This window comes from Streptomyces sp. SDr-06, assembly GCF_003324565.1.
In the GTDB taxonomy this organism is placed as follows: domain Bacteria; phylum Actinomycetota; class Actinomycetes; order Streptomycetales; family Streptomycetaceae; genus Streptomyces.
This window is the reverse complement of sequence record NZ_QOLA01000001.1, coordinates 748216-772007: the sequence shown is the minus strand read 5'-3', so window position 1 is coordinate 772007 and position 23792 is coordinate 748216. Positions and strand designations below refer to the sequence as shown.

Annotated in this window: 20 protein-coding genes; 6 read left to right on the top strand and 14 right to left on the bottom strand. The window is 71.7% G+C overall.

Features of this window, described 5'->3' with window-relative positions; genetic code table 11:
- The first annotated feature begins 201 nt into the window (after positions 1 to 201).
- On the top strand, positions 202 to 1725 hold the full coding sequence (locus DT019_RS03795) for an alpha/beta hydrolase (protein ID WP_114035302.1): 1524 nt from the start codon (positions 202 to 204) through the stop codon (positions 1723 to 1725).
- 51 nt (positions 1726 to 1776) lie between these two features.
- On the opposite strand, the gene DT019_RS03790 is transcribed toward DT019_RS03795, so the two are convergent.
- Together DT019_RS03790 and DT019_RS03785 are read right to left on the bottom strand one after the other, a co-directional pair.
- The gene (locus DT019_RS03790; protein ID WP_114035125.1) at positions 1777 to 2814 is read right to left on the bottom strand and encodes an NAD-dependent epimerase/dehydratase family protein; all 1038 of its coding nucleotides are present in this window, start codon (positions 2812 to 2814) and stop codon (positions 1777 to 1779) included.
- A gap of 95 nt (positions 2815 to 2909) precedes the next feature.
- Positions 2910 to 3611, bottom strand: coding sequence for a lysophospholipid acyltransferase family protein (locus DT019_RS03785; RefSeq protein ID WP_114035124.1), 702 nt, complete (start codon positions 3609 to 3611; stop codon positions 2910 to 2912).
- Positions 3612 to 3816: 205 nt separating this feature from the next.
- On the opposite strand from DT019_RS03785, the gene DT019_RS03780 reads away from it, so the two are divergent.
- Positions 3817 to 6243, top strand: coding sequence for a polysaccharide lyase 8 family protein (locus DT019_RS03780; RefSeq protein ID WP_114035123.1), 2427 nt, complete (start codon positions 3817 to 3819; stop codon positions 6241 to 6243).
- 14 nt (positions 6244 to 6257) lie between these two features.
- On the opposite strand, the gene DT019_RS39385 is transcribed toward DT019_RS03780, so the two are convergent.
- From DT019_RS39385 to DT019_RS03760, 5 genes are all read right to left on the bottom strand, one after another.
- Positions 6258 to 6422, bottom strand: a complete 165-nt coding sequence (locus tag DT019_RS39385) for a hypothetical protein (RefSeq protein ID WP_189389108.1) — start codon at positions 6420 to 6422, stop codon at positions 6258 to 6260.
- Between the two features lie 63 nt (positions 6423 to 6485).
- Positions 6486 to 7442, bottom strand: a complete 957-nt coding sequence (locus tag DT019_RS03775; protein WP_114035122.1) for a cytochrome c oxidase assembly protein — start codon at positions 7440 to 7442, stop codon at positions 6486 to 6488.
- A gap of 135 nt (positions 7443 to 7577) precedes the next feature.
- Positions 7578 to 8603, bottom strand: a complete 1026-nt coding sequence (locus DT019_RS03770) for a 6-phosphofructokinase (RefSeq protein ID WP_114035121.1) — start codon at positions 8601 to 8603, stop codon at positions 7578 to 7580.
- 199 nt (positions 8604 to 8802) lie between these two features.
- Positions 8803 to 9531, bottom strand: coding sequence for a type 1 glutamine amidotransferase (locus DT019_RS03765; RefSeq protein WP_114035120.1), 729 nt, complete (start codon positions 9529 to 9531; stop codon positions 8803 to 8805).
- A 24-nt stretch (positions 9532 to 9555) separates the two neighbouring features.
- Positions 9556 to 10803 (bottom strand): Mur ligase family protein, encoded by a 1248-nt coding sequence (locus DT019_RS03760; RefSeq protein WP_114035119.1) that lies wholly within the window; start codon positions 10801 to 10803, stop codon positions 9556 to 9558.
- 117 nt (positions 10804 to 10920) lie between these two features.
- On the opposite strand from DT019_RS03760, the gene def reads away from it, so the two are divergent.
- The gene (gene def, locus DT019_RS03755) at positions 10921 to 11457 is read left to right on the top strand and encodes a peptide deformylase (RefSeq protein ID WP_114035118.1); all 537 of its coding nucleotides are present in this window, start codon (positions 10921 to 10923) and stop codon (positions 11455 to 11457) included.
- A 146-nt stretch (positions 11458 to 11603) separates the two neighbouring features.
- On the opposite strand, the gene DT019_RS03750 is transcribed toward def, so the two are convergent.
- Positions 11604 to 12257: a TetR family transcriptional regulator gene (locus tag DT019_RS03750; RefSeq protein ID WP_114035117.1), complete on the bottom strand. Its 654-nt coding sequence runs from the start codon at positions 12255 to 12257 to the stop codon at positions 11604 to 11606.
- A gap of 177 nt (positions 12258 to 12434) precedes the next feature.
- On the opposite strand from DT019_RS03750, the gene DT019_RS03745 reads away from it, so the two are divergent.
- A complete protein-coding gene (locus tag DT019_RS03745; RefSeq protein ID WP_114035116.1) occupies positions 12435 to 13661 on the top strand; it encodes an acyl-CoA dehydrogenase family protein in 1227 nt (408 codons plus the stop codon).
- On the opposite strand, the gene DT019_RS03740 is transcribed toward DT019_RS03745, so the two are convergent.
- Positions 13658 to 14410 (bottom strand): TetR/AcrR family transcriptional regulator, encoded by a 753-nt coding sequence (locus DT019_RS03740; RefSeq protein ID WP_223279283.1) that lies wholly within the window; start codon positions 14408 to 14410, stop codon positions 13658 to 13660. The genes DT019_RS03745 and DT019_RS03740 overlap by 4 nt on opposite strands.
- A gap of 118 nt (positions 14411 to 14528) precedes the next feature.
- Between DT019_RS03740 and DT019_RS03735 the strand changes: the two genes are divergently transcribed.
- Positions 14529 to 14756, top strand: coding sequence for a hypothetical protein (locus DT019_RS03735; RefSeq protein ID WP_114035115.1), 228 nt, complete (start codon positions 14529 to 14531; stop codon positions 14754 to 14756).
- Positions 14757 to 14821: 65 nt separating this feature from the next.
- Here the strand turns inward: DT019_RS03735 and DT019_RS03730 are convergent, their stop codons facing one another.
- Genes DT019_RS03730 through DT019_RS03720 form a run of 3 tightly spaced genes read right to left on the bottom strand, consistent with a single transcriptional unit; the run spans position 14822 to position 18829 of the window.
- Positions 14822 to 15310, bottom strand: coding sequence for a glutathione peroxidase (locus DT019_RS03730; protein ID WP_114035114.1), 489 nt, complete (start codon positions 15308 to 15310; stop codon positions 14822 to 14824).
- A 31-nt stretch (positions 15311 to 15341) separates the two neighbouring features.
- Positions 15342 to 16223 (bottom strand): acyl-CoA thioesterase, encoded by an 882-nt coding sequence (locus DT019_RS03725; protein ID WP_114035113.1) that lies wholly within the window; start codon positions 16221 to 16223, stop codon positions 15342 to 15344.
- A 32-nt stretch (positions 16224 to 16255) separates the two neighbouring features.
- A complete protein-coding gene (locus DT019_RS03720) occupies positions 16256 to 18829 on the bottom strand; it encodes a DEAD/DEAH box helicase (protein WP_114035112.1) in 2574 nt (857 codons plus the stop codon).
- Between the two features lie 84 nt (positions 18830 to 18913).
- Between DT019_RS03720 and DT019_RS03715 the strand changes: the two genes are divergently transcribed.
- Complete coding sequence (locus DT019_RS03715) at positions 18914 to 19705, top strand: metal-dependent hydrolase (protein ID WP_114035300.1); 792 nt, start codon at positions 18914 to 18916, stop codon at positions 19703 to 19705.
- A gap of 490 nt (positions 19706 to 20195) precedes the next feature.
- Here DT019_RS03715 and DT019_RS03710 read toward each other — a convergent pair whose 3' ends face one another.
- Positions 20196 to 21977 (bottom strand): ABC transporter ATP-binding protein, encoded by a 1782-nt coding sequence (locus tag DT019_RS03710; RefSeq protein ID WP_114035111.1) that lies wholly within the window; start codon positions 21975 to 21977, stop codon positions 20196 to 20198.
- Positions 21974 to 23779, bottom strand: coding sequence for an ABC transporter transmembrane domain-containing protein (locus tag DT019_RS03705; RefSeq protein WP_114035110.1), 1806 nt, complete (start codon positions 23777 to 23779; stop codon positions 21974 to 21976). The genes DT019_RS03710 and DT019_RS03705 overlap by 4 nt, the downstream gene beginning before the upstream one ends.
- Positions 23780 to 23792: the final 13 nt, after the last annotated feature.

Here is a 23792-nt window from a genome sequence, read left to right as displayed (position 1 = left end):
CAGCGGAACACCACGCACCGGCTATCGGTTCGGTAAAAAAACACCTGTACGGCCTGTGCACAGTGGGCTCACAGACGAAAGGATCCCCCGAAAGGCCCAAACGGCGCGCTGCGACTGCCAGCGCCCTTCAGCAGGGGGAGGTACCACTTGAGACGCACCGCAGTGCTCGGCTCGGCCGGCACACTGATCGCGGGCACGCTGATGGTGGGCGCGATAGCGGCTCCGGTCGCCAACGCCGACAACCGCGACCACGGGTGGTCCGAGGCGCGTGGCGCGCAGGTCGCCGCCGACCGGGCGGCCAAGCAGGGCATCGCATGGACGGACTGCCCGACCGACTGGGCGATCGCCAAGCCCATCCAGTGCGGTTACGTCAGCGTCCCGCTCGACTACGCCCGGCCCAACGGCAAGCAGATCAAGCTCGCCGTCGACCGCATCGCCAGCACCGGCACCAAGGCCGAGCGCCAGGGTGCCCTCGTCTACAACCCGGGCGGCCCCGGCGCCTCGGGCATGCAGTTCCCGACCCGGGTGACCAAGAAGAACCCGCTCTGGGTCAACACGTCGAAGGCGTACGACTTCGTGGGCTTCGACCCGCGCGGCGTGGGCCACTCGACGCCGATCTCCTGTGTGGACCCGCAGGAGTACGCCAAGGGGCCGAAGGCCGACCCGGTCCCGGACTCCGAGGCCGACAAGCGCGCCCAGCGCAAGCTCGCCGCCGAGTACGCGGACGGCTGTGCCGAGCGCAGCGGCTGGATGCTGCCGTACATGACCACCCCGAACGCCGCCCGCGACATGGACGTCATCCGTGCCGCCCTCGGCGAGAAGAAGCTCAACTACCTGGGCGTCTCCTACGGCACCTACCTGGGCGCGGTCTACGGCACGCTCTTCCCCTCGCACGTCCGCCGCATGATCGTGGACAGTGTGGTCAACCCGGACCAGGACAACATCTGGTACCAGGCCAACCTGGAGCAGGACGTCGCCTTCCAGGCCCGCTGGAACGAGTGGGAGGACTGGGTCGCCAAGTACGACGCCAAGTTCCACCTCGGCACCACGCGTGCGCAGGTCGAGGCCCACTGGCTGAAGCTGCGCGCCGACGCCAAGAAGAGCCCGCTGGGCGGTCAGGTCGGCCCGGCCGAGCTGCTCGGGTACTTCCAGAAGGCGCCGTACTACGACTCGTACTGGGTGCCGGTCGCGAAGGCGCTCAGCGCCTACGCCGCGGGTGACAGCAAGCCGGTCATCGCGGCCACCGCCCCCGACATGTCGGACATCGCGGGCAACATCGCTTCGGAGAACGGCAACGCGGTCTACACGGCCGTCGAGTGCGCGGACGCCAAGTGGCCCACCAGCTGGCGCAAGTGGGACCGCGACAACACCCGTCTGAACAAGGACTACCCGTTCCTGACCTGGTCCAACGCGTGGATGAACCTGCCGTGCGCCACCTGGCACACCAAGCAGCAGAACCCCATCGAGGTCAAGACCGGCAAGGGCCTGCCGCAGGTCCTGATCGTGCAGTCCACCAATGACGCCGCCACCCCGTTCCACGGCGCCGTCGAGCTGCACAAGGCCTTCAAGAACTCGCGCCTCATCATCGAGAAGGGCGCCGGTTCGCACGGTGTGACCGGTCTCGTCAACCCGTGCATCAACTCGCGGGTCGAGAACTACCTGCTCGCCGGCAAGACCGACAGCGCGGACTTCACGTGCACCCCGCACGCGACTCCCGTGCCGTAAAGGCCAGTTGAGGAGAGGGGCGGCCGGAGGTTCTCCGGCCGCCCCTCTTCGCTAGGCGCGCCCGGCCAGCCAGGCGTCCTCGGCCGCGTAGTCGAACAGACGGGCCGACGCGTAGTTCCTGGCCATCTTCGGGAAGGCCTCGCTCCACTCCCGGCCCGCCAACTGCCCGGCCAGCCACTCGAGCGTGGCGGGCAGCGACTGCGCGTACCCGGTCACCGGCCGGTAGCCCAGCTCCCGTTCGGCCGCCGCCATGTCGTACACGATCGGATGCGGGGTGGTCCAGGGGGTGGCCCCCACACCGTCCCGCGGCGGGGGCCCGTCCACCAGGACGAGCTCGCCGCGCACTCCGAGGACCTCGTCGACGGCGGCGCTGATCTCGGCGACCGTGGGGGCCTCGCCGTCCCCCGCGTTCAGGACCCGGTCGCCGGGCTTGCGTGCGGCCAGCCTGATGAGCTCGGCGATGTTGGAGACGTGCGCCGGATGGAACCGGCTCTCACCCCGGTACGCCAGCACCCGCACCGGGCGGCCGTCCAGCGCCCGCTTCACGAAGTACAGCTCGCGCGGCGTCTGGCAGTGCGGTCCGTGGATCGCCCCCGCGCGCAGCAGTGTCGAGGGGATCGAGGAGGCCAGCAGCTCCTGTTCGAGGGCCACCTTCCGGGTCCCGTACGTCGCCTCGCCGGGGGCGACGGTGGTCCCTGACTCGGGGATCGGGACCGGATAGCGCGGCGATCCGTCGGGCTCGTCCTGGGTGTCGAAGCTCCGCCCCTGGTCGTCCTCGTAGACCGCCCCGCTGGAGATCACCACCGCCGACCCGATCCGGTCGCCGAGGCCGGTCAGCTGCCGGGCGTGCTCCCGGTCGAACGCCACCATGTCGACCAGGACGTCGACGCCGTCCCCCAGTGCCGCGGCGAGCGCGGCGCCGTCCTCCCGGTCGAGCCGCACGTGCCGTACGTCCCTGGGCCAGCCGGGGTCGGTGCCGCCTCCCCGCGACGCGGCCCGCACCTCCCAGCCGTCCTCGGCGAGGGCGCGCACGGCGGCCCGCCCGATCTGTCCTGTTGCTCCGATGACGAACGCGGTTCCCTTGGTCATGCGTGGGACGCTACGTCCGCGCTGATCACGGCGGCCAGGCCGTTTCGCCCTGCGCGGATCCGCCCAGGGCCGACCGGTCCGGGGAACTCGCCCTCTCAGCTCATGATGCCCCGGAACCTCCGCGACTCCTCAGCCTTCACATCGGCCGCGTACCGGTCCACGTACTCCTGGCCCGACAACTCCATGACCTTGTACATGATTTCGTCGGTGACCGCCCGCAGGACGGCCTTCTCGCCCTCCATTCCCTCGTAGCGGGAGAAGTCGAGCGGCTCCCCGAAGCGGATCGCCACCCGCTTGATCTTCGGGAGGACCTGGCCGGGCGGCTGGATCTCGAAGGTGCCCACCATCGCGCACGGGATCACCGGGACGCCGCCCCGGATGGCCATCACCGCGACGCCGACCTTGCCCTTGTACAGCTTGCCGTCGTGCGAGCGGGTGCCCTCCGGGTAGATGCCCAGCAGTTCGCCCTTGGCGAGCACCCCGAGCCCTTCCCGGATCGCGGCCCGCCCCGCCTCCTTGCCGGACCGGTCCACCGGGATCTGCCCGATGGCGCGGAAGAACGCGGCGGTCAGCCGGCCCTTGATGCCGGGCCCGGTGAAGTACTCCTGCTTGGCCAGGAAGGTGATGCGCCGCTTCAGCATCACCGGCATCAGGAAGTGGTCGGAGAAGGAGAGGTGGTTGCCCGCGACGATCGCCGCACCCTCGTCCGGAATGTGCTCAAGGCCCTCCAGTCGCGGCCGGAACAGCAGTCTCAACAGGGGCCCCAGGACTGCGTACTTGAGGATGTAGTAGAGCACCCGCGAGCTCCTCACCGTGCGGAAGGGTGGCCAGTGTAGGGGGCGGCCGCCACCCCTGTAACCACCGGCGACGGACCCCGCGCACATCGATCAATCGATCATTTGCGGCGGACTCCTTGAGGGTACGAAGCGCGGCGTGTACAAACCCTTCACGTCACCGCGTGCACCGCTCCCCTCCCTTCCCTCTTCCCGGGCTGGAGTCCCCATGACCACACCCTGGTCCCGTCGCGGCTTTCTGCGCGCCACGGGCGGCTCGGCCCTCGCACTGGGCCTCACCGGCACCGCCGCCGCTCCGGCGGGTGCCGCCGATCCCTACGACGCGCTCCGCGCCACATGGCGGACGTTGATCCTCGGCCCCGGCTTCAACCCCGCCGACGAGCCGTTCACGTCCCGGCTCGCCGGGCTCGGCTCCTCGGCGGCGTCCCTGCTCTCCACGATGGCGCCGGCGAGCGGCTCGCTCTGGCCCGACGCGGTGTACGCGGACCCCGACCCGGACACCGACCAGGAGTCGTACGGCTACTCGGCCCGCATGAACGACAGCTACACGCGGCTGCGCACGATGGCCGAGGCCTACAGCCGCCCGGGCACCGGCCTCACGGGTGACAGCGGGCTCGCCGCCGCCGTCGTCACCGGCCTCGACCACCTCCACAGCGAGGTCTACAACGAGAACCAGGCGCCCTACGGCAACTGGTACAACTGGCGGATCGGCGCCCCTCAGGCCCTGCTCGACAGCTGCGTCCTGCTGGGGGACCACCTGTCACCGGTCCAACTGGGCGGCTATCTCGCGGCAGTCGACCACTTCGTCCCGGACAGCGCCGTCTCCGTGTACTCGGGCACGAGCACCGGCGCCAACCGCGTCGACCTCTGCCGGGTGCTCGCGGTGCGCGGCCTGCTCGGCAGGAACTCGGCGAAGCTCACGCTGGCCGCGAACGCGCTCTCGCCGGTCTTCCCGTACGTGAGCGGGGGAGACGGGCTCTACGCCGACGGCTCCTTCATCCAGCACACCTATGTGCCCTACACCGCGTCCTACGGGTCGGTCATGCTCGGCGGCCTCGGCCTGCTCTTCGCCCTGCTCGCCGGGTCCGCCTGGGAGGTCACCGACCCCGCCCGGCAGATCGTCTTCGACGCCGTCGAGAACGCCTGGGCGCCCTTCCTCTACAACGGCCTCGCCCTGGACGGCGTCGCGGGCCGCGCCGTCAGCCGGGGCGTCTCGGCGGCCGACCCGCAGGCCCTCCAGCAGGACGACCATGTGCGGGGCCACGCGATCCTCGCCTCGATCGTGCTGCTCGGCCAGGGGGCGAGCAGCGCCGAGAACACCCGCTGGCGCGGGCTCGTCCAGGGATGGATGCGGCGCGACGACTACAGCCCGCCGATGAGCGACGCCTTCCTGCCCCTGGCAAGTCTGGCCCGCCTCAAGGGAGTTCTGGACGACAGCGCCGTCCCCGCGATCGCCGAACCCGTCGGCCACCGGCTCTTCACCCACATGGCCCGCGCCACCCACCGCCGTCCCACCTGGGCGGCCGCGCTCAGCATGGCCGACAAGCGCATCACGTACTACGAGACCGGCAACGGCGAGAACCTGCACGGCTGGCACACCGGCTCCGGAATGCTCTACTGGTGGGGCGACACCTACGCCAACGGGCAGTACAGCGACGCGTTCTGGCCCACCGTTGACCCCTACCGGCTGCCCGGCACGACCGCCTCGCGCAAGGTGCTCGCCGACGCGGCCGGCGGTGACTGGGGGGCGTCGAGACCGGACGTCAACTGGGTGGGCGGGGCCACCGACGGGCAGCGGGCCTCGATCGGCCAGTACCTCAAGGGACTGGGGAGCACGCTGCTCGCCAAGAAGTCCTGGTTCTGCCTCGACGACACGATCGTCTGCCTGGGCGCGGGCATCACGTGCGCGGACGGCACGGTCGTCGAGTCGACGGTTGACAACCGCAATCTCGGTGCGACCGGAACCGCGGCTCTCACCGTCGACGGCACCGTGCAGCCGCTCACCCACCCGTGGTCCGCGACCCTGGCCGGCGCGTCCTGGGCCCACCTCGCGGGCCATGGCGGGTACGTCTTCCCAGGACGCGCGACCATCCAGGCGCGACGCGAGGAGCGCACCGGCCGCTGGAGCGACATCAACAAGGGCGGCTCGACGGAGCCGGTCAGCCGCCGCTACCTCACCCTGTGGGCCGACCACGGCACGAACCCCTCCAGCGCCCGCTACGCCTACCTCCTGATGCCGGGCGCCTCCGCGAGCCGGACCGCGGCCCGCGCCGCCGACACCGGCTGGCTCGGCGTGCTCGCCAACACCGATGACCAGCAGGGCGTCCAGGTGCCCTCGTTCGGGTTCACCGGGGTCAACTTCTGGTTCGGGGGCACGGTGGGTCCGCTCACGGCGAGCGCGCCCTGCGCCGTGATGATCAGCGAGCGTGGCGACGGCACGGCCGTGGTCTGCGTCAGCGATCCGATGCGGGCACGTACCTCGCTCACCGTCACCTGGAAGCGGGCCGTCGCCTCGGTGACCTCACGTCCGGCCACCGTCACGGGCGCCACGACGGGCTCGTCGCTCACCCTCAGCTTCGGCGATCTGAGCGGCACCGGAGGGGCCACCCAGACGACCGTCGTCCGGCTCGGCTGAGCGCGCGGTGCGGCTCAGGTGCTGCGCGAGGAGGCGGCGGCCGTCCCGATCGCGGTGAGCCCGAGCACCACCCAGCCGAACCACAGCCAGCCACTGCTGCCGAGCGCCACCGTGTACGCCGTGATGAGGACCAGCATCACGAGCGTGAGCACCATCATCGACTTCGTCGAACGGGGCATCGCGTCCCCTTCCTCCCGGCGGGTGCCGTGAGGTCCATGGTCTCCCCGCGAGGGGCCCCGGCGCTACTGCCCGCGCGTGTTCAGGGAGGCGAGATAGGCGTTGTAGGCCTGAAGTTCCTTGTCGCCGTCGCGCTCGGCGGCCCGGTCGGTGCGGCGTGCGTGCCGTTTCTCGGTGGCGTACCACTGGAAGACCAGCGCGATCAGCACGAGCACGGAGGGGATCTCGCTGAACGCCCAGGCGATGCCGCCACCGGCCTGCTGGTCGGTGAGCGCGTCGATGCCGAGCGAGGCCGGGGGGTTCTTGTACGTGCCGATCATGGGCTCGGTGGCCATCATCAGCGCGATGCCGAAGAAGGCGTGGAAGGGCATGCCCGCGAAGAGCTCCAGCATGCGCATCACATAGCCGGGCCGGTGCGGTCCCGGGTCCACGCCCATGATCGGCCAGAAGAAGACCAGGCCGACCGCGAGGAAGTGGACCATCATCGCGATGTGCCCGGTCTTGCTCTCCATCAGGAAATCGAAGATCGGCGTGAAGTAGAGCCCGTACAGGCTCGCGATGAAGAGCGGGATGGTGAACGCCGGGTGCGTGATGATCTTCATGTACCGGCTGTGCAGCAGCATCAGGAGCAGCTCGCGCGGACCCTTGCGGCCGCGCGGGGCGACCGGCAGGGCACGCAGCGCGAGCGTGACCGGCGCGCCGAGCAGCAGCAGGATGGGTGACAGCATGCTGATCACCATGTGCTGCACCATGTGCACGCTGAACATGACCATGCCGTAGTCGTTCAGCTTGGTGCACATGACGAAGCCGATGGTCAGGACGCCCACGGTCCAGAAGATCATCCGGCTGACGGGCCAGCTGTCACCGCGCCGCCTGAGCCGGACCACGCCCCACGCGTACAGGGCGAGCCCGAGGAGGCAGCCGATGAGGAAGAAGGAGTCCGCCGACCAGGCGAGCCCCCGCGCCAGCGTGAACGGCGGCAGGTCCATGTTCATGTCCATGCCGTGCCCGCTGTGATCCATCCGCTGACTCCTGATTCGTACCGGTTGTTCCGCACCAGACTAGAACCGCCCCCGGCCGGTGGTGCGGCCGGGGGCGGTTCCTTGCGTACGAAACAATCCGGGAGCGGACGGGGACGAGCCGGATGCGGGCGGAAACTAGAGGACGCACTCCGCTTCGGCGTACCGCTCGGCCGGGACGGTCTTCAGGGTGGCCGTCGCCTCGGCGAGCGGGACCATGACGATGTCGGTGCCGCGCAGCGCGGTCAGCATCCCGAACTCGCCGCGGTGGGCGGCCTCCACCGCGTGCCAGCCGAAGCGGGTGGCGAGCACCCGGTCGTACGCGGTGGGCGTGCCGCCGCGCTGGACGTGACCGAGGATGACCGGCCGGGCCTCCTTGTTCAGGCGCTGCTCCAGCTCGATGGAGAGCTGGCGCGCGACGCCCGCGAAGCGCTCGTGGCCGTAGACGTCGGTGCCGCCCACGTCGAACTGCATCGAGCCCTCGCGCGGCTTGGCGCCCTCGGCGACGACGACGATCGCGAACTTCTTGCCCGCGGAGAAACGCCGTCCCACGAGCTCGGTCAGCTCGTCGATGTCGAAGGGGCGCTCGGGCACGACGATGGCGTGCGCGCCTGCGGCCATGCCCGAGTGCAGGGCGATCCAGCCGGTGTGGCGGCCCATGACTTCGACGATCAGCACCCGCTGGTGCGATTCGGCGGTGGTCTTCAGCCGGTCGAGGGCCTCGGTCGCCACGCCCACGGCGGTGTCGAAGCCGAAGGTAACGTCGGTCGAGGCGATGTCGTTGTCGATCGTCTTGGGCACGCCGACGATGGGCAGGCCCGCCTCGGACAGCAGGGTCGCGGCCTTCAGGGTGCCCTCGCCGCCGATCGGGATGATCGCGTCGAGACCCAGCTCGGCGACGTGTCCCTTGGCGCGCTCGACGCCGTCGCGCAGGTGCGCGGGCTGCACGCGGGACGAGCCGAGGATGGTGCCGCCACGGGCCAGGATGCCGCCGACCGCGTCGAGGTCGAGCTTGCGGTAGTCGGCTTCGAGCAGGCCCTTCCAGCCGTCGTGGAAGCCGATGACCTCATCGCCGTGGTCGACCACCGCGCGGTGCACGACGGATCGGATGACGGCGTTGAGGCCGGGGCAGTCGCCGCCGGAGGTGAGCACACCAATTCGCATTGCCCGGAGAACCTTTGCAACGTGGGCCGACGACCGGACCACGTCGTCCGGTTGGATCCCCGTCACCCTACCGGCGCAGGGCGACGGGGGCCGAATCGGAGGTCCGACTGATGGACGTGGTACGAACGTACGAACCGTCCAGCAGCCGGACCGGGTGGTCCGGGGTGTCCGCCGGTGTTGCCCGGTGTCGCTTTCGCGACTAGGCGGGCTGCGTCGCCGACGCGATGCGCTCCGCGCGCAGCGCCTCGTACCAGCGGTCGTCGGTCGGCGGCAGCGCGTTCACGTCGAGGGCCAGCTTCAGGAGCATGTCCGCGATCTGCGGATTGCGCGCGAGGACCGGGCCGTGCATGTACGTACCGAACACCGTGTCGTTGTACGCGCCCTCGGTGCCGTCGCCCGTGCCGTTGCCCTTGCCCAGGCGCACCCGCGCGAACGGGCGGGCGGTGGGCCCGAGATGGGTGACGCCCTGGTGGTTCTCGAAGCCCGTCAGCTGGGGCAGGCCGAGCCGCTCGTCGATGTCGCCGAGCACGTCGCCGACGCAGCGCTCGCCCTCGCCGCGCGTCGAGACCACGTCGAGCAGGCCGAGGCCCGGCTCGCGCTCGCCGAGGTCGTTGATGAACTCGTGGCCCAGGATCTGGTACCCGGCGCAGACCGAGAAGATGATCGCGCCATTGGAGGCGGCGCGGCTCAGCCCGGTGTCGCGGCGCAGCCGCTCGGCCGCCAGCCGCTGCGGCCGGTCCTCGCCGCCGCCGATGAGGTAGATGTCACCGGAGGTCGGGATCGGCTGGTCGCTGCGGACGTCGAGCCGGTGCACGTCCAGGCCGCGCTGGCGGGCCCGGCGCTCCACGACCAGGGCGTTGCCCTGGTCGCCGTAGGTGCTCAGCAGGTCGGGGTAGACCCACACGAGGCGCAGGCTGTTGTCTGCCATGTCGCTTGCTTGCTCCTTACTGGGTCAGTTGCCGACGACGCGCCGGACGTCCTGGAACGCGGTGTAGTTGGCGATCAGCTCGATCCGTCCGGGCGGCGCCAGCTGCGTGCACTCCTCCAGGCTGTCGCAGACCCGGAAGTCCAGGTTCGCGACCTCCAGGCGCACGGCCAGGTCCAGCTTGCGGTCGCCGATCACGAAGATCGGGTGGCCGGCGAGCCGGGTGTAGTCGACGTCCCACAGCCAGGAGGTGTCCGTGCCGTCCGCGCCGCGCGCGTTGACGGACAGGACGACCGGCGTGGGCGGCGGGTCGATGAGGGAAAACGTTTCGAGCCAGCCCGCCGGGTTCTTCGCGAGCAGCAGCCGCAGCTCGCGGCCCTGGAAGTTCACGACGTCGTAGCGGCCCGCGACCGCCTGCACCTGGTACATGCGCTCCAGGGCGACCTGCGGCGGCACCCCGAACACCGCGGCGACGGCGGCCGAGGTGGCGGCGTTCGCCTTGTTGGCGCGGCCGGGCAGCTGGAGGTGGATCGGCCAGGCCGACCCGTGCGGGTCCAGGACGTAGTCGCCGTTGAGGACCCAACTGGGCGCCGGGCGGCGGAAACCGCACTCGCCGCAGAACCAGTCGTCGCCGGGCCGCTGCATCACACCGCCGCAGGCGGGGCACGACCAGGCGTCGTCCTTCCACTCCTGACCGGCCGCCACCCACACCACATTGGGGGAGGAGGACGCGGCCCACACGACCAGCGGGTCGTCCGCGTTGGCGATCACCACGGCCTTCGAACCCGACAGGCCCTCGCGCCACTTCTCGGCGAGCATGCGCGTCTCGGCGGCCCGGTCGAGCTGGTCGCGGGAGAGGTTGAGGAGCGCGATCGCCTTCGGCGTCACATCGCGCGCGACTCCCGCCAGATACTTCTCGTCGACCTCGATCACGCCGTACTTGGCGTCCGAACCGCCCGCCAGCGCCGAGGTGATGCCCGCGGGCATGTTGGCGCCGAGCGCGTTGGACACCACCGGGCCGCTGGCCCGCAGTGCCTCGGCGATCAGCCGGGTCGTGGTCGTCTTGCCGTTCGTCGCCGACACCAGGACGACGTCCAGATGAGTGGCGAGCCGCCCGAGCAGATCGGGGTCGAGCTTGAGCGCGACGCGCCCGCCGATCACCGATCCACTGCCCCGCCCCGCCGCGCGCGACACCGCCGCGGCGGCCTTGCCCGCGGTCACCGCCAGCTTGGCTCGCGGTGACAGGGGCCCGGCACCTCCAACGTGTCCTGACATCGTCCTTGATCCTCCTTGCGCCTGGGTCGGGTGTCAGCCTATCGAGATCCGGTCAGCGCCCCGAACCGCGCCACCATCCGGAATGCCCTCCGGCCGCCGGAACGTACCCTTGCGCCCATGCGCCACCGCCCCATTCCCGGCAGTTCCGGCTCCGTACGAGAGATGAGTCTCCTCGGTGACCGGCTGCTCCACGCCCCCTGCGAGCCCGTCACCGACTTCGGTCCCGCGCTGCACCGCCTCGTCGAGGACATGTTCGCGACGATGTACGCGGCCGACGGCGTCGGCCTGGCGGCCAACCAGATCGGCGTCGCGCGGCGGGTGTTCGTGTACGACTGCCCCGACGACGAGGACGTGCGGCACCTGGGGTACGTCGTCAACCCGCGCCTGGTGGAGGCGGACGGGGTCGAGGTGCGCGGCCCCGAGGGCTGCCTCTCGCTGCCCGGCCTCGAGGCGCCGACCACGCGCTTCGACCGCGCGGTGGTGGAGGGCGTGGACCTGTCCGGCGGCCCGGTGCGGATCGAGGGCACCGGGTTCTTCGCCCGCTGCCTCCAGCACGAGTGCGACCACCTGGACGGGGTGGTGTACGCCGACCGCGTCACGGGCCGCCACCGGGCCCGCTTGCAGCGTGCGATCCGCAAGGCCCCCTGGAGCTGAGGCACGGGGGGCTCTGCCCCCAGCCCCCGTTCGCGCCTGAAGGGCGCTCGTCCTCAAACTCCCCCAAGGCCTTGAGGGCCAAGGGGCACCCCCATGACAGGCTGGGAGTGCCCGTTCACGCACGCTGCGAGGGGCGGGGTGGCAATTCAGAAGCCCGGGCCGCCCACCCGGTCGCCCGCCGCGGCGAGCCGGCCCCACAGCAGGTCGGCCAGCGCCTGCACCAACTCCGCACGGGAGCAAGGGCGTTCGCCCAGCCACCAGTCGCCCGCCGCGTGCATCATGCCGACGATCCCGTGCCCCCAGACCCGGGCGAGCACCTCGCTGCCGGGACCGAGGTCGATCCGCTCGGCGATGACCACCCCCAGGTCCTCGCCCATCCGCCGCAGCAGTGGCGCGGAGTGCCGGCCCACGTCGAAGCCCTGCTCGGACTCGGGCGCCGGGGTGTCCTCGGCGGGGTGCATCAGGAACCGGTACACCTGGGGGCGCGCCTCGATCGCCGCCAGATAGGTCTCCAGGGTCGCCTCGACCCGCTCGCGGCGCTCGGCGGGCGCGTCGAGCGCGGCCCGCAGCGCGGAGAGCAGGGCGTCGGTGTGGCGCTTGGCGAGGGCGCGGTAGAGGCCGCCCTTGTCGCCGAAGTGCCGGTAGAGGATGGGCTTGGTGATGCCCGCCTCCGCCGCGATCGCGTTCATCGAAGCCTTGGGGCCGTCCCGGAGCACCACCCGGTCCGCCGCCTCCAGCAGTTCGCGCCGCCGGCGCTCCGCCGCCGTGCGCTGCTGCTCGGCCTGCTCTGTGGTCTCCATGGGTTCTTCTCCCCGCCCGTACCGCGTTCTTCCGTGGGTTCCCTCGCTCGGAAGCCTTGCGCAACGTAACACTCCACTCGTCCGGGGTGCTGGTCGGCCGGTGGTCGGTTGACATTGGCTACCCGTCGGTAACAGACTGCGGTTACCGCAAGTAACGCATGGAGTGGTGGAGGGGACATGGCCGAGTTCACGATGGATCTCAGCGACGACCAGAAGCAGGTCCAGGACTGGCTGCACGGCTTCGCCAAGGATGTGATCCGCCCCGCGGCCGCCGAGTGGGACGAGCGCGAGGAGACCCCCTGGCCGGTGATCCAGGAGGCCGCCAAGGTCGGAATCTACTCCCTCGACTTCTATGCGCAGCAGTTCTTCGACCCGACCGGTCTCGGCATCCCGGTGGCGATGGAGGAGCTGTTCTGGGGCGACGCGGGCATCGCGCTCTCGATCGTCGGCACCGGCCTCGCCGCCGTCGGCGTCCTGGCCAACGGCACCGAGGAGCAGATCGGGACCTGGATCCCCCAGATGTACGGCGACGTGACCGACGTCAAGGTCGCCGCCTTCTGCTCCTCCGAGCCGGACGCGGGTTCCGACGTCGCCTCCATGCGCACCCGGGCGGTGTACGACGAGGCCAAGGACGAGTGGGTCCTGAACGGCACCAAGACCTGGGCGACCAACGGCGGCATCGCCAACGTGCACGTCGTCGTCGCGGTCGTGGACGCGGAACTCGGCTCCAAGGGCCACGCCTCCTTCATCGTGCCGCCGGGCACCCCGGGCCTGACACAGGGACAGAAGTTCAAGAAGCACGGCATCCGCGCCTCGCACACCGCCGAGGTCGTGCTGGAGGACGTACGCGTCCCCGGGCACTGCCTGCTCGGCGGCAAGGAGAAGCTCGACGAGCGTCTGGCCCGGGCCCGCGAGAAGGCGAAGGCGGGCGGCGAGCGCCTGAAGAACGCGGCCATGGCCACCTTCGAGGCCTCCCGCCCGGCCGTCGGCGCCATGGCGGTCGGCACCGCGCGGGCCGCGTACGACTACGCCCTCGAATACGCCAAGACCCGCGAGCAGTTCGGCCGCCCGATCATCGACAACCAGGGCGTCGCCTTCCAGCTCGCCGACATGCGCACCCAGATCGACGCGGCGCGCCTGCTGGTGTGGCGCGCGTCCTGGATGGCGACCACGGGCAAGAAGTTCGAGTCGGCCGAGGGCTCGATGTCCAAGCTGTACGCGAGCGAGACCGCGAAGAAGGTCACCGCCCAGGCGATCCAGATTCTCGGCGGCAACGGCTACACCCGTGAGTACCCGGTGGAGCGCATGCACCGGGACGCTGCCATCTACACCATCTTCGAGGGCACGAGCGAGATCCAGCGCCTGGTCATCGCCCGCACCCTGTCGGGGGTGCCGATCCGCTAGCGCTCGGCGCGCGGCAGGAAGATCCGGTCGAGGTGGTAGCCCAGGGTGGCCCTCACCTCGGCCGCGCCGCGCCGTCCGTGCAGCATGTCGCCGCCGAGCCCCACGGCCCCCGACACCAGGAGATCGGCCTCGTGCCCCGCGTCGAGGCCGGGCCGGCAGGCGCCCGCGTCCTGCGCCTGGCGGATGATGCCCGCGACCAGGTCCTCCAGTGGGTGCTCGGCGCTCAGGAACACCGCCGCCAGGGCGGGATCGGTGAGGCTGCGCGCGTAGTACGCCGCCAGGACCCGCAGCGCGAGGCGGCGCTCCTCGTCGAGCGGCAGGAACTCCTGGAGGATCGCGTCGAGCAGTGCGCGCGGGTCGCCCGGGTCGTAGTCGATCCGCCCGCGGGCCCGCCGCTCGTTGTCCGCGTGCAGCAACTGCAGGGCGCCCACCAGGAGTTGGTGCTTGCTGCCGAAGTGGTACTGGACCGAGCGGAGCGAGACGCCCGCCTCCGCCGCGATCTCCCGCATGCTCGCCTCGTGCAGCCCCCGCCCGGCCGCGATGCGCCACACCGCCCCGGCGATCTCCCGGCGCCGCCCCTCCCGCTCCTCGGGCTCGCGCGGTTCGGGCTCCGGCAGCGGTGGCCGCTTTCGGGCGCGGTACGCCCTGGCCTGGCAGCTCCGCGAACAGTAGACGGCGGGGCGGCCGCGTCCTCCCGCGCCGATGGCGGTCCCGCACAGCCCGCAGCGGCCTTCCTTTTCGTCACGCACCCGACCGACTATAGGCGGCGAATTAGTGTGACGTAAGGCGCCTCAGCCCCACAATCCGGCGCGTTCGCGCTGGTACGTTCGTATCACTGGCCGAGTGAAACGGAGCGGGTGACGGCGCATGAAGTACGACGTGTTGCAGATCGTGGGGGCGGCGCTGATGGTCGTCTTCGTCCAGGGCGCCCTCCGGATCTCGGTGCACCACGACGACACCGGATTCCTCGGCTGGGTCCCGGGTGGCTTCCCGGCGCAGCTCATGGCCCACCTGGCGCTGGCGGCGACCGGCGCCCTGGTCGGCGGGTACGCCCACAGCCGTGCGAAGGCGCTGGGCCGGCGCGAGCGGGGCTGACCCCGGACGCGCGTAAGGCGCCCCGCCCTCGCCAGGAGGGGGAGCGCCTCGGGCGGCGGAGCCGGTCAGGCGGGCAGGTTCGCCTCGATGAGCGCCACGACCTCGGGGGCCTCCGGCTCGGTGCGCGGGCGGATGCGTGCGGCCACCTCGCCCCGCGGGGACAGCAGGAACTTCTCGAAGTTCCACTGGATGTCACCGGCCTCGCCGTCGGCGTCCGCGGTCTTCGTCAGCTCCGCGTACAGCGGGTGACGGCCCTCGCCGTTCACGTCGGTCTTCTCCAGGAGTGGGAAGGTCACGCTGTACGTCGCCGAGCAGAACGTGCCGATCTCCTCGGCGGTGCCGGGCTCCTGACCGCCGAACTGGTTGCACGGCACGCCGAGCACGGTCAGGCCGCGGTCGCCGTACTCCTTCTGGAGCCGCTCCAGACCGGCGTACTGCGGGGTCAGGCCGCACTTGGACGCCACGTTCACCACGAGCACGGCCCGGCCCTCGTAGTCGGCGAGCGAGGTCGGCTCGCCGGTCAGGGTGCGCAGCGGGATGTCGTACAGGCTCATCGGTAACTCCTTCTGGAAAAAGGTGAGTTGATCAGTCGCCGGTGGCGGCCAGCGGGCGGAAGAGCCCCTCCTGGACCACCGACACCAGCAGCTCGCCGTCGCGGTTGTAGATCCGGCCGCGGGCGAGGCCCCGGCCGCCCGTCGAGACCGGGGACTCCTGGTCGTACAGGAACCATTCGTCGGCGCGGAACGGGCGGTGGAACCACATGGCGTGGTCGAGCGAGGCCATGTCGAAGCCGCGCGGCCCCCACAGCGGCTCGACCGGGATGCGCACCGCGTCCAGGAGCGTCATGTCGCTCGCGTACGTCAGCGCGCAGGTGTGCACCAGCGGATCGTCGCCCAGCGGGCCGACCGCCCGCATCCACACCGCGCTGCGCGGGTCCGCGCCCTTGATCTCCTCGGGCGTCCAGCGCAACCGGTCCACGTACCGGATGTCGAACGGCTGGCGGCGTGCCATCCGCTCCAGCGCCTCCGGCAGCGCCCCCAGATGTGCGCGGATCTCGTCGCTGACCGTGGGCAGCGACTCCGGCTCGGGGAAGTCGAGGCGCGGCGGCAGCTGGTGCTCGATGCTGCCGGGCTCCGGGCGGTGGAAGGAGGCGGTGAGGTTGAAGATCGTGCGGCCCTGCTGCACCGCCGTCACCCGCCGGGTGGTGAAGGAGCGCCCGTCGCGGACCCGCTCCACCTGGTAGACGATCGGCAGACCCGGACGGCCCGGCCGCAGGAAGTAGGCGTGCAGCGAGTGCACCGGGCGCTCGCCGTCCGTGGTGCGCCCGGCCGCCACCAGTGCCTGGCCCGCGACCTGGCCGCCGAAGACCCGCTGGAGGGACTCCTCGGGGCTGCGGCCGCGGAAGATGTTGACCTCGATCTGCTCCAGGTCGAGCAGATCGACGAGTCTCTCCGCCGGGTTGGTCATGTCGTCGCGGTCCTCTCGGAGTGGGGGCGGGGTCAGAGCTCGCCGACGTCGGTGACGCGCACCACCGCGCGGCCCTCTTCGTCGGAGGCCGCCAGATCGACCTCCGCGCTGATGCCCCAGCCATGGTCGCCGTTCGGGTCGGCGAACGTCTGGCGGACGCGCCACAGGCCGTGCGCCGCGTCCTCCTCGATGGCGAGCAGCTTGGGGCCGCGCGCGTCGGGGCCGGTGCCGAGGTCGTCGTACTCGTCCCAGTACTTGTCCATCGCCTCGCCCCACGCGTCCGCGTCCCAGCCGGACTCCGCGTCCAGCTCGCCCAGCGCGTCGACGTTGTCCAGGGCGGCCAGCTCCACCCGGCGGAACATGGCGTTGCGGACCAGCACCCGGAACGCGCGGGCGTTCGCGGTGACCGGCTTGACCTCGTCGGCCTTCTCCTGGGCCTCCTCGGCGGTCTGCACCTCGGGGTTGGCGAGCTGCTCCCACTCGTCCAGCAGGCTGGAGTCGACCTGGCGCACCATCTCACCCAGCCAGGCGATCAGGTCTTCCAGGTCCTCGGTCTTGAGGTCGTCCGGGATGGTGTGGTCGAGCGCCTTGTACGCGCTCGCCAGGTAGCGCAGCACGATGCCCTCGGTGCGCGCCAGCTCGTACCAGGAGGTGAACTCCGTGAACGTGAGGGCCCGTTCGTACATGTCGCGGATCACGGACTTCGGCGAGACCGGGTGGTCGCCGACCCACGGGTGCGACTTCTTGTAGACGTTGTACGCGTGCCACAGGAGCTCTTCCAGCGGCTTCGGGTACGAGATGTCCTGGAGCCGCTCCATGCGCTCCTCGTACTCGACGCCGTCCGCCTTCATCTGCCCGACGGCCTCGCCGCGCGCCTTGTTCTGCATCGCGGCGAGGATCTGGCGCGGGTCGTCCAGGGTGGACTCGACGACCGAGACCATGTCGAGCGCGTAGGACGGCGACTCGGGGTCAAGGAGGTCGAAGGCGGCGAGCGCGAACGTCGACAGCGGCTGGTTCAGCGCGAAGTCCTGCTGGAGGTCGACGGTGAGCCGGATGGTGCGGCCCTCGGCGTCGGGGGTGTCCAGCTGCTCCACCACGCCGCCGTCGAGCAGCGAGCGGTAGATCGCGATGGCCCGGCGGATGTGGCGCAGCTGCGCCTTGCGCGGCTCGTGGTTGTCCTCCAGGAGGTGCCGCATCGCCTCGAAGGCGTTGCCCGGCCGGGCGATCACCGAGAGCAGCATGATGTTGGTGACCCTGAAGCGCGAGGTCAGCGGCTCGGGCTCGGAGCCGATCAGCTTCTCGAAGGTGGTGTCCGACCAGGCCACGAAGCCCTCGGGAGCCTTCTTGCGGACCACCTTGCGGCGCTTCTTCGGGTCGTCGCCCGCCTTCGCGAGCGCCTTCTCGTTCTCGATGACGTGCTCGGGCGCCTGCGCCACCACGAACCCGGCGGTGTCGAACCCGGCCCGCCCCGCCCGGCCCGCGATCTGGTGGAACTCGCGGGCGCGCAGGGTGCGCACGCGGTTGCCGTCGTACTTCGTCAGGGCGGTGAACAGCACCGTGCGGATGGGCACGTTGACGCCGACGCCCAGGGTGTCGGTGCCGCAGATGACCTTCAGCAGGCCCGCCTGCGCCAGCTTCTCGACCAGGCGGCGGTACTTGGGCAGCATCCCCGCGTGGTGCACGCCGATGCCGTGGCGGACGTAGCGGGACAGGTTCTGGCCGAACTTGGTGGTGAAGCGGAAGTTGCCGATCAGGTCGGCGATCTTGTCCTTCTCCTCGCGCGTACACATGTTGATCGACATGAGCGACTGCGCGCGCTCGACGGCCTGCGCCTGCGTGAAGTGCACGATGTAGACCGGCGACTGCCGGGTTTCGAGCAGCTCGGTCAGCGTCTCGGTGATGGGCGTGGTGACGTACTCGTACGAGAGCGGCACGGGCCGGGTGGCCGAGCGGACCACGGCGGTCTCGCGGCCGGTGCGGCGCGTCAGGTCCTTCTCGAACATCGAGACGTCGCCGAGGGTGGCCGACATGAGGATGAACTGGGCCTGGGGGAGTTCCAGGATCGGGATCTGCCACGCCCAGCCGCGGTCGGCCTCGGCGTAGAAGTGGAACTCGTCCATCACGACCTGGCCGATGTCGGCGTGCTTGCCGTCGCGCAGCGCGATGGAGGCGAGCACCTCGGCGGTGCAGCAGATGACGGGCGCGTCCGCGTTGACGGAGGCGTCGCCGGTCAGCATGCCGACGTTCTCGGTGCCGAACAGCTTGCACAGGTCGAAGAACTTCTCCGAGACCAGCGCCTTGATCGGCGCGGTGTAGAAGGTGACCTCGTCCCGGGCGAGCGCCGCGAAGTGCGCACCCGCCGCCACCAGGCTCTTGCCCGAGCCGGTCGGGGTGGACAGGATGACGTTCGCCCCCGACACGACCTCGATCAGCGCCTCCTCCTGGGCCGGGTACAGGTTGATGCCCTGGTCCTCGGCCCAGGTGGAGAAGGCCTCGAAAAGGGCATCGGGGTCGGCACTCGGCGGCAGCTGATCGATAAGGGTCACGCCCCCATCTTGCCTGGCGCGGGGCCGGAAGCGGGAACCGGCCGTCGGCACGAAGATCATCGCGGGTAGGCTGCCAGCTCGGCCCGCCTGCGGACGGGCCGTCAACTGAGCGACGGAACAAGAGGAATGGGGCGGGGCACCGTCATGATGGGACCTGCGCACTCACTGTCGGGGGCCGCGGCCTGGCTCGGGGTGGGTGCGGCGGCGGCCGCGGCCGACCACCCGATGCCGTGGCCGGTGCTCGTCGTGGGCGCCCTGATCACGGCGGGCGCGGCCCTCGCGCCCGACCTCGACCACAAGTCGGCGACCATATCGCGCGCCTTCGGGCCGGTGTCCCGGGGCCTGTGCGGACTCGTGGACGAGCTGTCGCACGCCGTGTACAAGGCGACCCGGGGTCCCGGCGACCCGCGCCGCAACGGCGGCCACCGCACCCTGACCCACACCTGGCTGTGGGCCGTCCTCATAGGCGCGGGCGCCTCCGCGGCGGCCCTGTTCGGCGGGCGCTGGGCGGTGCTCGCGATCCTCTTCGTGCACCTGGTCCTCGCGGTGGAAGGCCTGCTGTGGCGGGCCGCCCGGGTTTCCAGCGACGTCCTGGTGTGGGCGCTCGGCGCGACCAGCGCGTGGATCCTGGCGGGCATCCTCGACCAGCCGGGCAACGGCTCGGACTGGCTCTTCAGCGGTCCCGGCCAGGAGTACCTGTGGCTCGGCCTGCCGATCATCCTCGGCGCCCTCGTGCACGACATCGGCGACGCCCTGACCGTCTCGGGCTGCCCGATCCTGTGGCCGATCCCGCTCGGCCGCAAGCGCTGGCACCCGCTCGGCCCGCCGAAGGGCATGCGCTTCCGGGCCGGCAGCTGGGTCGAGCTGAAGGTCCTGATGCCGGCGTTCATGGTCCTGGGCGGCGTGGGCGCGGCGGGCGCGCTGAACTTCATCTGACGGCTGGCGGCCCGGGCCGCCTCGGGCCGGGGTTCCCCCGCCCCACCCCTTCCCGAAACCCGCCGGGGGAAGGGGCGGCGTGCGCCGTCGCCGACAGCGGACCGCGGGCGGCCACTCGCGCAGTTCCCCGCGCCCCTGGTGGGGGTGGTGGGCGTTCGTGGTTGGCCACGGATCGTGGGTGGTCGCTGGCGCAGTTCCCCGCGCCCCTGGTGGGGACCGTGCGCTGTTCGCCGCGGATCGGGGGTGGTCGCTCGCGCATTCCTCGCGCCGCTCGGGGCGCTCGGAGCCAGGGGCGCCCTGGTAGGGGCGCGGGGAACTGCGCGACCAGCCCCGCACGGCCCGCAGGGGCGGCGGACAGGAGCCCGGGGGCGGCCCCGGGCAAGCGCCCGACCGCGCATGGCCCGCAGGGGCGGCGGACAGGGGCCCGGGGGCGCCCCGGACAACCGACCCCGCCCGGCACCGGAGTGCCGAGCCCGCCGCGCGCCGCAGGCTAGCCGTGCCAGGAGCGCCACAGCGCGGCGTACGCGCCATCGGCCGCGACCAGCTCCTCGTGGCTGCCCAGCTCCGCGATCCGTCCCCGCTCCACCACCGCGATGACGTCCGCGTCGTGCGCGGTGTGCAGGCGGTGCGCGATCGCCACGACCGTGCGGCCGTCCAGGACGCGCGCCAGCGAGCGCTCCAGGTGGCGGGCCGCGCGCGGGTCGAGGAGCGAGGTGGCCTCGTCCAGGACCAGCGTGTGCGGGTCCGCCAGGACCAGACGGGCCAGCGCGATCTGCTGCGCCTGCGCCGGGGTGAGGGAAAGCCCGCCCGAGCCCACCTCCGTACCGAGGCCGTCGTCGAGCGCCCGGGCCCAGCCGTCCGCGTCGACCGCGCCGAGCGCCGCCCACAGTTCGGCGTCGTCCGCGCCGGTGCGGGCGAGCAGCAGGTTGTCCCGCAGCGAGCCCACGAACACGTGGTGTTCCTGGTTGACCAGCGCGACGTGCTCGCGCACCCGCTCCGCGGGCATCCGCGACAGCTCGGCCTCGCCCAGCGTGACGCGGCCCTCGCGCGGCGCGTAGATCCCGGCGAGCAGCCGCCCCAGCGTCGACTTGCCCGCACCGGACGGGCCTACGAGGGCGACCCGGGTGCCCGGGGCCACCGACAGGGACACCTCGTGCAGGACGTCCACGCCCTCGCGGTAGCCGAAGCGCACCTCGTCCGCGTCGACGTGCCGCCCGTCGGGACGCACGTCCGCGTCGCCCGGCTCCGGCTCGATGTCGCGCACGCCGACCAGCCGTCCGAGCGAGACCTGGGCCACCTGGAGCTCGTCGTACCAGCGCAGGATGAGTCCGACCGGCTCGACCAGCATCTGCGCGAGCAGCGCGCCCGTGGTGAGCTGCCCGACCGTGATCCAGTCCTGGAGGACGAACACCCCGCCGATCGTCAGCACCGACACCATGATCGTCATGTGGGTGACGCTGACCACGGGGAAGAGCACCGAACGCAGGAACAGCGTGTACCGCTCCCAGGCCGTCCACTCCTTGACCCGCTGGTCGGAGAGCGCGATCCGGCGCGCGCCGAGGCGGTGCGCCTCGACGGTGCGGCCCGCGTCGACCGTCTCGGTCAGCGCGGAGGCGACCGCCGCGTACCCGGCGGCCTCCGAGCGGTACGCCGAGGGCGCCCGCCGGAAGTACCAGCGGCAGCCCACGACCAGGACCGGCAGCGCGATCAGTACCGCGAGCGCCAGCGGCGGTGCGGTGACCCCGAGCGCGCCGAGCAGCAGCGCCGCCCACACCACGCCGATCGCCAGCTGCGGCACGGCCTCGCGCATCGCGTTCGCCAGGCGGTCGATGTCCGTGGTGATCCGGGACAACAGATCGCCCGTGCCGGCCCGTTCGAGCACGCCCGGCGGCAGCCCGACCGAGCGCACCAGGAAGTCCTCGCGCAGATCGGCCAGCATCTCCTCGCCGAGCATGCCGCCGCGCAGCCGGACCGTCCGGACGAAGACCGTCTGGACGACGAGCGCGACCGCGAACAGGGCCGCGGTGCGTCCGAGATGGAGGTCCCGCACGCCCGTCGAGAGGTCCTCGACGAGGCCGCCGAGGAGGTAGGGGCCGACCATCGACGCGATCACGGCGACGGCGTTGACCCCGATCAGGATCGAGAACGCCCTGCGATGGCGCCCCAAGAGCTCCCTCACGTACGCCCGTACCGTCGCCGGGGTCCCCACCGGCAGGGTGGTGGCCGACTGCGGGGCCGCCGGGTCGTACTCCGGTACTGCCACGCCGATCATGCCGACTCCTCCACTCTCTGCATCGTCTTCGACTCCTCCTCGTCCGTCTCGCGCGTGACCACCGCGCGGTAGCGGGCGTCGGTGTGCACCAGCTCGCGGTGCACCCCCACGGACGCGACCTCGCCGTCGTGCACGAACACGATCCGCTCGGCCAGGTCGAGCAGCAGCGGCGACGACGTGAACACGACCGTCGTCCGGCCCGCCCGCAGCCGCTTGATGCCGTCCGCGACCCGCGCCTCGGTGTGCGAGTCGACGGCCGAGGTCGGCTCGTCGAGTACGAGCACCTCGGGGTCGGTCACCAACGACCGTGCCAGGGCCAGGCGTTGGCGCTGCCCGCCCGAGAGCGAGCGGCCGCGCTCGGTGATGCGGGTGGCCATCGGGTCCTGCCCGCCGTCCACCGACGCCTGCGCGAGCGCCTCCAGTACGTCACCGCACTGCGCCGCCGCCAGCGCGTCCGCCGCGTCGACCCGTCCCGACGACGGCACGTCGAGCAGCTCGCGCAGCGTGCCCGAGAGCAGCACCGGGTCCTTGTCCTGGACCAGGACGACGGTGCGGGCGTCGTCCAGGGCGAGGCCGTCGAGCGCGACGCCGCCGAGCAGTACCGAGGGCAGCCCGTCGCCGTCGGCGGCGTGCCCGCCGAGCCGGTCCGCGAGCCGCCCGGCCGCGTCCGGGTCCCCGCACACCACGGCCGTGAAGCGGCCCTCGGGTGCGAGCAGCCCCGTCTTCGGGTCGTACAGATCGCCGGAGGGCAGGGCCCGCCGCTCCGGCCCGGACGGCACCCCCGTGTCCGTCCCGGCCGGATCGGTGACCCGCTGGAGCGCGAGCACGCGCGCCGCCCGCTTCGCGGAGGGCCGCGAGAACGAGTACGCCATCGCGATCTCCTCGAAGTGCTGGAGCGGGTACAGCATCAGCGTCACCGCGCTGTACACGGTGACCAGTTCGCCCACCGCGATCCTCCCCGCCAGCGCGAGGTGCGCGCCGTACAGGACGACCGTGATGAGCAGCAGGCCGGGCAGGAGCACCTGGACCGCCGAGATCAGCGACCACATCCGGGCGCTGCGCACGGCGGCCCGGCGGACCTCCTGGGAGGCCTCGCGGTAGCGGCCGAGGAAGAGCTCCTCGCCGCCGATGCCCCGCAGCACCCGCAGGCCCGCGACCGTGTCGGACGCCAACTCCGTCGCCCTGCCCGCCTTCTCGCGCTGGATGTCCGCGCGCCGGGTGGCCCGCGGCAGCAACGGCAGGACGGCCAGGGCCAGTACGGGCACGCCGAGTGCCACGACGATGCCGAGCGTGGGCTGGTAGATCAGCAGCCCGACACAGATGGTCACCAGGGCCGCGGCCGCCGCCGCGAAGCGCGAGAGCGCCTCGACGAACCAACCGATCTTCTCGACGTCGCCGGTCGAGACCGCCACCACCTCGCCTGCCGCGACCCGGCGCGTGAGCACCGAGCCCAGCTCGGCCGTCTTGCGGGCGAGCAGCTGCTGCACCCGGGCGGCCGCGGTGATCCAGTTGGTGACCGCGGTGCGGTGGAGCATCGTGTCGCCCACCGCGATGGCCACGCCCAGCAGCACATTGAGGGCGGCGGCCAGCGCGAGCCGGTGGCCCGAGCGGTCGACGGCCGCCTGCACGGCGAGGCCGACGGTCCACGGCAGTCCGGCGATGCCGCACTGGTGCAGCAGCCCCCAGGCCAGGGACTTGAGCTGGCCGCCGAGCTGGTTGCGGCCCAGCCAGTACAGGAAGCGGGGACCCGAGCGGACGTCCGGTTCGCCTGGATCCGTAAAGGGAAGATCGCGAATCTGCATGGCGTCCGGGGTT

Excerpts from the sequence above, each read along its gene's own strand:
- DT019_RS03795 (WP_114035302.1), top strand. The coding sequence starts at position 202 with ATGGTGGGCGCGATAGCGGCTCCGGTCGCCAACGCCGACAACCGCGAC.
- DT019_RS03790 (WP_114035125.1), bottom strand. The coding sequence starts at position 2,814 with ATGACCAAGGGAACCGCGTTCGTCATCGGAGCAACAGGACAGATCGGG.
- DT019_RS03780 (WP_114035123.1), top strand. The coding sequence starts at position 3,817 with ATGACCACACCCTGGTCCCGTCGCGGCTTTCTGCGCGCCACGGGCGGC.
- DT019_RS39385 (WP_189389108.1), bottom strand. The coding sequence starts at position 6,422 with ATGCCCCGTTCGACGAAGTCGATGATGGTGCTCACGCTCGTGATGCTG.
- DT019_RS03775 (WP_114035122.1), bottom strand. The coding sequence starts at position 7,442 with ATGGATCACAGCGGGCACGGCATGGACATGAACATGGACCTGCCGCCG.
- DT019_RS03770 (WP_114035121.1), bottom strand. The coding sequence starts at position 8,603 with ATGCGAATTGGTGTGCTCACCTCCGGCGGCGACTGCCCCGGCCTCAAC.
- DT019_RS03765 (WP_114035120.1), bottom strand. The coding sequence starts at position 9,531 with ATGGCAGACAACAGCCTGCGCCTCGTGTGGGTCTACCCCGACCTGCTG.
- DT019_RS03760 (WP_114035119.1), bottom strand. The coding sequence starts at position 10,803 with ATGTCAGGACACGTTGGAGGTGCCGGGCCCCTGTCACCGCGAGCCAAG.
- def (WP_114035118.1), top strand. The coding sequence starts at position 10,921 with ATGCGCCACCGCCCCATTCCCGGCAGTTCCGGCTCCGTACGAGAGATG.
- DT019_RS03750 (WP_114035117.1), bottom strand. The coding sequence starts at position 12,257 with ATGGAGACCACAGAGCAGGCCGAGCAGCAGCGCACGGCGGCGGAGCGC.
- DT019_RS03745 (WP_114035116.1), top strand. The coding sequence starts at position 12,435 with ATGGCCGAGTTCACGATGGATCTCAGCGACGACCAGAAGCAGGTCCAG.
- DT019_RS03735 (WP_114035115.1), top strand. The coding sequence starts at position 14,529 with ATGAAGTACGACGTGTTGCAGATCGTGGGGGCGGCGCTGATGGTCGTC.
- DT019_RS03730 (WP_114035114.1), bottom strand. The coding sequence starts at position 15,310 with ATGAGCCTGTACGACATCCCGCTGCGCACCCTGACCGGCGAGCCGACC.
- DT019_RS03725 (WP_114035113.1), bottom strand. The coding sequence starts at position 16,223 with ATGACCAACCCGGCGGAGAGACTCGTCGATCTGCTCGACCTGGAGCAG.
- DT019_RS03720 (WP_114035112.1), bottom strand. The coding sequence starts at position 18,829 with ATGATCTTCGTGCCGACGGCCGGTTCCCGCTTCCGGCCCCGCGCCAGG.
- DT019_RS03715 (WP_114035300.1), top strand. The coding sequence starts at position 18,914 with ATGATGGGACCTGCGCACTCACTGTCGGGGGCCGCGGCCTGGCTCGGG.
- DT019_RS03710 (WP_114035111.1), bottom strand. The coding sequence starts at position 21,977 with ATGATCGGCGTGGCAGTACCGGAGTACGACCCGGCGGCCCCGCAGTCG.
- DT019_RS03705 (WP_114035110.1), bottom strand. The coding sequence starts at position 23,779 with ATGCAGATTCGCGATCTTCCCTTTACGGATCCAGGCGAACCGGACGTC.